Origin of the sequence: Microbulbifer mangrovi, assembly GCF_002009015.1 — a bacterium.
GTDB classification, from domain to species: domain Bacteria; phylum Pseudomonadota; class Gammaproteobacteria; order Pseudomonadales; family Cellvibrionaceae; genus Microbulbifer; species Microbulbifer mangrovi.
The window spans coordinates 102,290-110,444 of the sequence record NZ_LZDE01000346.1 but is presented as its reverse complement, the minus strand read 5'-3'; the positions used below and the strand labels follow the sequence as shown (position 1 = coordinate 110,444).

Sequence of the window (8,155 nt, the reverse complement as noted above, 5' to 3'; positions counted from 1 at the left end):
TATGGTCGGAGTGGCCGGATTTGAACCGACGACCACCACACCCCCAGTGTGGTGCGCTACCAGGCTGCGCTACACTCCGATAAGAGCAAATCAAGCTGCGGGAAAATCGCGTAAGTGCTTGATTTATAAGGGGCATCGCTTTGCGATGAGGCGCAAATCATACCGAAGTACGGAGGGAATGCAAGCCCGTTTTGCGCCTTTTTGACCCAGGTTAGATCAGGCTTCCACTTCCAGTAGTTCCAGCACCCCTTCCAGCTCGGCAATCATCTGTGGGATCACCTGTTGCAGCTGTACGGTCTGTACTTTTTCGGAGCTGCCGCTTTCCATCTGCAGGCGTGCGCCGCCGATGGTGTAGCCCTCTTCGTACAGGAGTGCGCGGATCTGGCGGATGAGGATGACATCCTGGTGCTGGTAATAACGCCGGTTACCGCGGCGTTTTACCGGGCTGAGCTGCGGGAATTCCTGTTCCCAGTAGCGCAGTACATGCGGTTTGACTGCACAAAGCTCACTCACTTCACCGATGGTGAAATAGCGTTTACCCGGAATTACCGGGAGTTCGCTGTTATGACTCGCTTCCAGCATCTTCTTCTACTCGTGCCTTGAGTTTTTGCCCCGGCTTGAAGGTAACTACCCTTCTCGCGGAAATGGGGATTTCTTCGCCAGTCTTTGGGTTCCTTCCCGGACGCTGGCTTTTATCACGCAGATCGAAATTGCCAAACCCCGACAGCTTGACCTGCTCGTTATTTTCAAGGGCGTTGCGGATTTCCTCGAAGAAGTATTCGACGATCTCTTTCGCTTCGCGCTTGTTGAAACCCAGCTCTTCGTACAACTTCTCGGCGAGCCCGGCTTTGGTCAGTGCCTCTGTCATTGGTTCCTGCCCAACAGATTCAGAGGCGTCGACTCCCGGTTTTTAAGCCTGGTACCGCAGCGGCTTGTAACCCGGAGGCAGACGCTCTCGGGATACGCTCGTCAGTTCGCGTATCCCGGAGCGTTGACCGGTTTAGCGCAGACTGGCGTTGTATTTTTGTTCTAGTTCACGAACTACCGCTTCGACAGCGGCATTGATTTCTTCGTCATTAAGGGTGCGCGAGGGATGCTGAAAGGTCAAGCCCATGGCGACACTTTTTCTATTAAAATCAATGCCTTTGCCCTGATAGACGTCAAAAATGTTGAAGTCCGTCAAATATTCGCCGGCAGTCTGAACGGCGGTCTCGGCGAGCTGGCCGACCGGGGTGTTAACGTCCGCCAGAATCGCGAGATCGCGGCGCACTTCCGGGAACTTGGACAGCGGAGCGAATGCGGGGATCACCGCCTGCCCCAATCCGTCCAGGCTGAGCTCGAACAGGAAGGCGCCCTTCGGCAGATCAAACGCTTTCTGCAGCTGTGGGTGCAACGCGCCGAGCACGCCCACCGGTTCGCCGTTGCGCAGGACCTGGGCGCACTGGCCGGGGTGCAGCGCCGGGTGTTTGGCGGGAGCGAAGGTGAATTCTGCATCGGCTTCGTAGTGGGCCAGCAGGGCCTCTACGTCGGCTTTGATATCGTAGAAGTCCACCAGATCCTTACTGCCGGTCCAGCCTTCGGGCTGGCGGGTGCCGTAGATCAGGCCCGCAATCATGCGCTCCTGCTTCAGGGCTTCCCCGGCGGGCACGAAGCGCAGTCCGGTCTCGAACAGGCGCAGGCGGTCCTGCTGGCGGTTCAGGTTGTACTGCAGCGCCTTGACCAGCCCTGGCATCAGGGTGGTACGCATCACGGACAGCTCCGCGCTGATCGGGTTCTGCAGGGCCACCGGCTCCACTTCCGGATCGAATTTGGCGGAGGCCTCGCGATCAATAAAGCTGAAGGTAATGGCCTCTTGATAACCACGCGCCAGCAGGGTCTGCTCCAGATGTGACTGGGCGACGATGGCTTCGTTGCGCGGCACAATGTCCAGCGCTGCATTGAAGCTTACGCTGGGGATGCGGTTGTAGCCGTATACCCGCGCCAGCTCTTCCAGCAGGTCCGCTTCGATGGCGATATCAAAGCGGAAGCTCGGCACCAGGAAGGTCCAGCCTTCGGCGTCTTCAGACAGTTTCTCAAGGCCCAGGCGGGTGATGATCTCGACGATGTCGCTATCCGGCATATCGATGCCGAGACCGGACTGTACGCGTGCACGGCGCAGATTGATTCTGCGCTCTGCCGGCATGGCTTCGGTCACTTCGCGCAGGTGCACGGGGCCAGGCTCACCGCCGACGATATCCAGCAGCAGCTGGGTAGCGCGCTCGATGGCCTTTTCCTGCAGGCGGTAGTCCACACCGCGCTCGAAGCGGTGGGAGGAATCCGTGTGCAGGCCGTAGGAGCGCGCCTTGCCGGCGATGGCCAGCGGACTGAAGAAGGCGCTCTCCAGGAAGATGTCCTGGGTGCTGTCGGTAACGGAGGAATCCAGGCCACCCATCACACCGGCGATGGCCAGCGGGCCCTTCTCGTCCGCGATCAGCAGGGTATCGGCATTCAGCTCGACTTCCTGCTCGTCCAGCAGGGTGAGTTTTTCACCCTGCTCTGCCATGCGCACCTTGATGCCGCCGCTCAGCTTGGCGAGGTCAAAGGCGTGCATGGGCTGGCCGAACTCCAGCAGTACGTAGTTGGTGACATCCACCACCGGATCGATGCTGCGCAGGCCACTACGACGCAGACGCTCCTGCATCCACAGCGGGGTTTCGGCATCCACATTGATATTGCGGATTACGCGGCCCACGTAGCGCGGACAGGCGTCTTCGGCCATCAGGGATACCGGGAAGCTTTCGTCGATCACCGGGGCAACAGGCTCGATGGTCGGCTCGGTGACGGCGCAGCGGTTCAGTACACCCACTTCGCGGGCGATACCGGCCACACCAAGGCAGTCGGAGCGGTTTGGGGTGAGGTCCACTTCGATGGCGCTGTCGTCTAACAACAGATATTCGCGCAGGTCGGTGCCGGTGGGGGCATCGCTGGGCAGTTCCCAGATGCCGTCGTTGTCGTCGCCGAGCTCCAGTTCGGTCTGGGCACACAGCATGCCGAAGCTCTCGACGCCGCGCAGCTTGGCTTTCTTGATTTTGAAGTCACCGGGCAGCTTGGCGCCGACCAGTGCAAACGGAATCTTGATGCCGACGCGGGCATTCGGCGCACCGCAGACGACCTGCATGTCGCCTTCCGGGTGGCCCTTCACCTGGCACACACGCAGCTTGTCGGCGTCCGGGTGCTGTTCACAGGCGATGATCTCGCCCACCACGACACCGGAAAACGCGCCGGCTACCGGCTCAACGGCGTCCACTTCCAGGCCTGCCATGGTGATCTGGTCGGCCAGCTGTTGTGCTGTCAGGTCCGGGTTTACCCACTCCCGCAACCAGGCATTGCTGAATTTCATAATCGTTCTCTAATTCTGAATTCTGTTATGCGCTTTGCGCTGTTCACCTGCGAAGCAGGCTCCAATCTATGGGATTCGCGTTAGAACTGCTTGAGGAAGCGCAGGTCGTTGTCGAAGAACAGGCGCAGGTCGTTCACGCCGTAGCGCAGCATGGCCATACGCTCTACCCCGAGGCCGAAGGCAAAGCCGGAATATTTTTCGCTGTCGATATCGCAGGAAGCGAATACGTTCGGATGCACCATGCCGCAACCGAGAATTTCCAGCCAGCCGGTGCCGGAGCACACGCGACAGCCTTCGCCGCCACAGTTGGTGCACTGGATGTCCGCCTCGGCGGAGGGCTCGGTGAACGGGAAGTAGGACGGGCGGAAACGCACCGGTACATCCGCTTCAAAGAAGGCTTTCAGGAACTGGTCAATACAGCCTTTCAGGTGCGCAAAGCTCACACCCTCATCGATCACCAGGCCTTCTACCTGGTGGAACATGGGCGAGTGGGTGACATCGGAATCACAACGGTACACGCGGCCCGGGCAGATGATGCGCAGCGGCGGATTGGTCTTCTCCATGGTGCGAATCTGCACCGACGAGGTGTGCGTGCGCAGCACTGTGGAGGGATCGATGTAGAAGGTATCGTGCATGGCGCGCGCCGGGTGGTGCGCGGGAATGTTCAGGGCTTCAAAGTTGTAGTAGTCGCCCTCTACTTCCGGGCCCTGCTCTACGGAAAACCCGAGGCGCTGGAAGATTTCCTCGATGCGGCGCAGGGTGCGGGTGATCGGGTGCATGCTGCCCTGATCTTCTCCGCGGCCGGGCAAGGTGACGTCGATGGTCTCTTTGGCCAGCTTTTCTTCAATGGCAGCCTTTTCCATCGCTTCGCGGCGGCTGTTGATCGCGGCCTGAACCTGCTGCTTGGCTTCGTTGATCTTGGCCCCCGCTGCCGGACGCTCTTCCGCGGACAATTTGCCCAGGCTTTTCAGCAGCGCGGTAATCTGGCCTTTTTTCCCCAGGTAATCTACCCGCACCTGGTCCAGAGCCGCGAGGTCGCTGGCCTCTTCTACGAGTGCCAGTGCCTGCTCGGTGAGGGACTGCAATTCTTGCATTGAAACCTTCTCGTTCTGATCGATGAGTGACAATTGAGAGTCTTGGCCGCCCCGGTATCGATACTACACACCGGGTGCGACAGAATTATTTTTAGCAAAAGCTGATAAAAAAATAGGGAAGAGCCAAACAGCCCTTCCCTATTCTTAAAGCACAAATCCGCCCTTTCGGGCCGATTTATTCTGCAGGCGCTAATTAAGCTGCCAGGGCTGCCTTGGCTTTTTCAACTACGGCAGCAAAAGCGGCTTTATCGTATACCGCCAGATCAGCCAGAACACGGCGATCCAGAGCGATATCCGCCTTTTTCAGGCCAGCAATCAGTCGGCTGTAGCTCAGGCCTTCAGCGCGGGACTGGGCGTTGATACGCGTGATCCACAGTGCGCGGAAGTTACGCTTCTTAACGCGACGGTCGCGGTAAGCGTACTGACCAGCTTTGATGACTGCCTGCTTGGCTACGCGGAATACGCGAGAACGCGCACCGTAGTAACCTTTAGCCTGCTTCAGAATTTTCTTGTGACTACGACGCGCCACTACACCACGTTTTACACGGGCCATAACAATATCCTCTTAAAACTTAACGTGTGCAGCCAATTACTTGGCGCGCAGCATACGATCGACCAGGGTGGCATCAGACTTGTTCATGGTCTGGGTGCCGCGCAGCTGACGCTTACGCTTGGTGGTCATCTTGGTGAGGATGTGGCTCTTGTTAGCGTGCTTGTGCTTGTAGCCCGCAGCGGTCTTCTTGAAACGCTTTGCAGCGCCAGAATGTACTTTTGCTTTCGGCATTTTGTACTCCAAATAGTTTTAGGTTCGCCTGCGAGCAGGCTCCTACGTTGATATTGGCCACCCCCGAGGGAGTGACTTGGGAGTGAGAAGGCAGCCGTCGCCCGATCACTTCCCGAAAAGAAGGTGCAGGGTTACCCCTGCGCCTTACTTTTTCTTTTTACTGGGAGCGATGACCATGATCATCTGACGGCCTTCCATCTTCGGCCGCTGCTCCACAGTACCCAGCTCCTCGAGATCTTTCTCGATGCGCTGCATCATTTCCATCCCCAGCTCCTGGTGGGCCATTTCACGGCCGCGGAAGCGCAGGGATACTTTCGCCTTGTCCCCGGCTTCCAGGAAGCGGGTCAGGTTGCGCAGCTTGATCTGGTAGTCGCCGATATCGGTACCGGGACGGAACTTCATTTCCTTGATCTGCTGCTGCTTTTGTTTCTTTTTAGCCGCATTTTTGGCCTTTTTGGCCTCAAAAATGTGCTTACCGTAGTCCATGATCTTACAGACTATGGGATCGGAGTCCGAGGCAATTTCAACGAGATCCAGGCTGGCTTTCTGCGCTTCTTCCAGCGCCTCTTCCAGAGAAACAATACCTACCTGTTCACCATCCGCACCAATCAGTCGCAGTTGCGACGCCTCGATCTGATCATTGATGCGGGCCTTCTTGGACTTTCCTTTCATATCTCGTTTAATAACACTCGTCTCCGATGATTTATAAAATGTCTATGAGATGGCTCAGGCGTCAGCGCTCTCGTTAGCACTCTCAATAGACGAACGGCCGCGGCGATCCACATCTTGGCTGAGGATCTCAAGGAATGACTCGTAAGTCATGGTTCCGAGGTCCTCACCGCTACGTGTCCGCACGGCGACCGTCTGATTCTCCACTTCCTTATCGCCGATCACCAGCAGATAAGGAACACGCTGAAGCGTGTGCTCGCGGATTTTAAAGCCGATCTTCTCGTTTCTCAAGTCAGCAGCTGCACGGAAGCCTTCGGCTCCCAGCTTGGACTCGAGATCGCGACAGTAGTCGGACTGTCGATCCGTGATATTCAGCACCGCCACCTGCTGGGGGGCCAGCCAGGTTGGGAATGCCCCTTCGTAGTTCTCGATCAGAATACCGATGAAGCGCTCGAAGGAACCCAGGGTCGCGCGGTGCAGCATGACCGGGGTCTGACGGGAACCGTCTTCCGACACATACTGGGCATCCAGACGGCCCGGCATGGAGAAGTCCACCTGGATGGTACCGCACTGCCATACGCGGCCGAGGCAGTCCTTCAGGGAGAATTCGATCTTGGGTCCGTAGAAGGCACCCTCGCCCGGCAGCTCTTCCCACGGCAGGTCCGCGGCATTCAGGGCGTCCGCCAGTGCTTTTTCCGCCTTGTCCCAGCTCTCGTCGGAACCGACGCGCTGCTCGGGGCGGGTGGACAGGCGGTAGATCACCTCTTCAAAGCCGAAGTCTTTATAGACCGCGTGCAGCAGGTCCATGAATTCGGACACTTCGGACTGAATCTGGTCTTCGGTACAGAAGATGTGGCCATCGTCCTGGACGAAGCCGCGCACACGCATCAGGCCGTGCAGGGAACCGGAAGGTTCGCTGCGGTGACAGGAGCCGAACTCCGCCAGACGCAGGGGCAGATCGCGATAGCTACGCAGACCCTGGTTGAATACCTGTACGTGACAGGGGCAGTTCATGGGCTTGATGGCAAACTGACGCTCTTCGCTGGTCAGGGTGAACATGTCGTCGCCGAACTTGTCGGCGTGACCGGATTTCTGCCACAGGGAGAAGTCCACCAGCTGCGGGGTCTTGATCTCTTTATAGCCGCGCTCGCGCTGGCGCTCGCGCATGTACTGCTCAACGGTGCTGTATACAGTCCAGCCGTTCGGGTGCCAGAACACCATGCCCGGCGCTTCTTCCTGAATATGGAACAGGTCGAACTTCTTCGCCAGCTTGCGGTGATCGCGCTTCTCTGCCTCGGCGATGCGGTGCAGATACGCCTTGAGTTCTTTCTTGTTGGACCAGGCGGTACCGTAAACACGGGTCAGCATTTCGTTGTTGGCATCGCCGCGCCAGTAGGCACCGGCCACTTTGGTCAGCTTGAACGCCTTCAACTTGCCGGTAGACGGCACGTGCGGACCGCGACACAGGTCTTCGAAGTCGCCCTGACGGTACAGGGAGATATCTTCATTAGTGGGAATACTGGCAATGATCTCCGCCTTGTATTCCTCACCCAGTTCGCGGAAATACTTGACCGCGTCATCCCGCGGCAGCAGGCGACGGCTTACCGGAATATCTTCCTTGGCCAGCTCTTCCATACGCTTCTCGATCTTCTCGAGATCTTCCGGCGTAAACTGACGCTCGTAAGCGAAGTCGTAATAAAAGCCGTCTTCAATCACCGGGCCAATAGTGACCTGGGCGCCCGGATAGAGCTGCTTGACCGCCTGGGCCAGCAGGTGCGCGGTGGAGTGACGGATGATTTCCAGCCCTTCCGGCTGGCGATCGGTCACGATGGCGAGTTCGGCGTCGTGATCGATAACAAAACTGGTATCCACTTCCTTGCCGTCGACCACACCTGCCAGGGCAGCTTTCGCCAGGCCGGGACCAATATCATTGGCAACGTCGAATACGGAAACGGAATTGGAAAATTCGCGACGGGAACCGTCAGGGAGGGTGACAACAGGCATTGCACTTCCTTATCTATCAGTGGCGATCCCTACGAAAGACCGCATGATTATCATGGTGATGGCGGGCTGGAAGCCCGAAGCGAGTCAAATCAGCCTAGCAGAACTAGCGCAACAGAAGAGACTCACGGGAAATTGGTAGACCCGAGCAGATTTGAACTGCTGACCTCTGCCATGTCAAGGCAGCGCTCTAACCAACTGAGCTACGGGTCTAAAGACTGGCAGACT

8 protein-coding genes and 2 tRNA genes are annotated in these 8,155 nt (G+C 57.9%); all 10 read right to left on the bottom strand.

The genetic code is table 11. The features are described from left to right. Window positions 1-2: 2 nt before the first annotated feature. Window positions 3-79: transfer RNA gene (locus tag B4U49_RS18165), tRNA-Pro, on the bottom strand. A 137-nt stretch (window positions 80-216) separates the two neighbouring features. Next, window positions 217-582, bottom strand: a complete 366-nt coding sequence (locus B4U49_RS18160) for a MerR family transcriptional regulator (protein ID WP_078086023.1) — start codon at window positions 580-582, stop codon at window positions 217-219. Then, window positions 563-868 (bottom strand): integration host factor subunit alpha, encoded by a 306-nt coding sequence (ihfA, locus tag B4U49_RS18155; protein ID WP_043315900.1) that lies wholly within the window; start codon window positions 866-868, stop codon window positions 563-565. Before ihfA ends, B4U49_RS18160 begins: the two co-directional genes overlap by 20 nt. A 132-nt stretch (window positions 869-1,000) precedes the next feature. After that, window positions 1,001-3,379 carry a phenylalanine--tRNA ligase subunit beta gene (gene pheT / locus B4U49_RS18150; protein ID WP_078086022.1) on the bottom strand — a complete coding sequence of 793 codons (2,379 nt, stop codon included), beginning with the start codon at window positions 3,377-3,379 and terminating at the stop codon, window positions 1,001-1,003. A gap of 80 nt (window positions 3,380-3,459) precedes the next feature. Further along, on the bottom strand, window positions 3,460-4,473 hold the full coding sequence (gene pheS / locus B4U49_RS18145; protein ID WP_078086021.1) for a phenylalanine--tRNA ligase subunit alpha: 1,014 nt from the start codon (window positions 4,471-4,473) through the stop codon (window positions 3,460-3,462). A 193-nt stretch (window positions 4,474-4,666) separates the two neighbouring features. Continuing rightward, window positions 4,667-5,026 carry a 50S ribosomal protein L20 gene (gene rplT, locus B4U49_RS18140; protein ID WP_010131381.1) on the bottom strand — a complete coding sequence of 120 codons (360 nt, stop codon included), beginning with the start codon at window positions 5,024-5,026 and terminating at the stop codon, window positions 4,667-4,669. Between the two features lie 36 nt (window positions 5,027-5,062). Continuing rightward, complete coding sequence (gene rpmI / locus B4U49_RS18135) at window positions 5,063-5,257, bottom strand: 50S ribosomal protein L35 (protein ID WP_078086020.1); 195 nt, start codon at window positions 5,255-5,257, stop codon at window positions 5,063-5,065. 144 nt (window positions 5,258-5,401) lie between these two features. Beyond that, window positions 5,402-5,929 carry a translation initiation factor IF-3 gene (infC, locus tag B4U49_RS18130; protein WP_078086019.1) on the bottom strand — a complete coding sequence of 176 codons (528 nt, stop codon included), beginning with the start codon at window positions 5,927-5,929 and terminating at the stop codon, window positions 5,402-5,404. A 54-nt stretch (window positions 5,930-5,983) separates the two neighbouring features. Next, window positions 5,984-7,930 carry a threonine--tRNA ligase gene (gene thrS / locus B4U49_RS18125; RefSeq protein ID WP_078086018.1) on the bottom strand — a complete coding sequence of 649 codons (1,947 nt, stop codon included), beginning with the start codon at window positions 7,928-7,930 and terminating at the stop codon, window positions 5,984-5,986. Between the two features lie 133 nt (window positions 7,931-8,063). Further along, window positions 8,064-8,140, bottom strand: a tRNA-Val gene (locus tag B4U49_RS18120). Window positions 8,141-8,155 lie beyond the last annotated feature (15 nt).

Excerpts from the sequence above, each read along its gene's own strand:
- infC (WP_078086019.1), bottom strand. The coding sequence starts at position 5,929 with ATGAAAGGAAAGTCCAAGAAGGCCCGCATCAATGATCAGATCGAGGCG.
- pheT (WP_078086022.1), bottom strand. The coding sequence starts at position 3,379 with ATGAAATTCAGCAATGCCTGGTTGCGGGAGTGGGTAAACCCGGACCTG.
- thrS (WP_078086018.1), bottom strand. The coding sequence starts at position 7,930 with ATGCCTGTTGTCACCCTCCCTGACGGTTCCCGTCGCGAATTTTCCAAT.
- ihfA (WP_043315900.1), bottom strand. The coding sequence starts at position 868 with ATGACAGAGGCACTGACCAAAGCCGGGCTCGCCGAGAAGTTGTACGAA.
- B4U49_RS18160 (WP_078086023.1), bottom strand. The coding sequence starts at position 582 with ATGCTGGAAGCGAGTCATAACAGCGAACTCCCGGTAATTCCGGGTAAA.
- rpmI (WP_078086020.1), bottom strand. The coding sequence starts at position 5,257 with ATGCCGAAAGCAAAAGTACATTCTGGCGCTGCAAAGCGTTTCAAGAAG.
- rplT (WP_010131381.1), bottom strand. The coding sequence starts at position 5,026 with ATGGCCCGTGTAAAACGTGGTGTAGTGGCGCGTCGTAGTCACAAGAAA.
- pheS (WP_078086021.1), bottom strand. The coding sequence starts at position 4,473 with ATGCAAGAATTGCAGTCCCTCACCGAGCAGGCACTGGCACTCGTAGAA.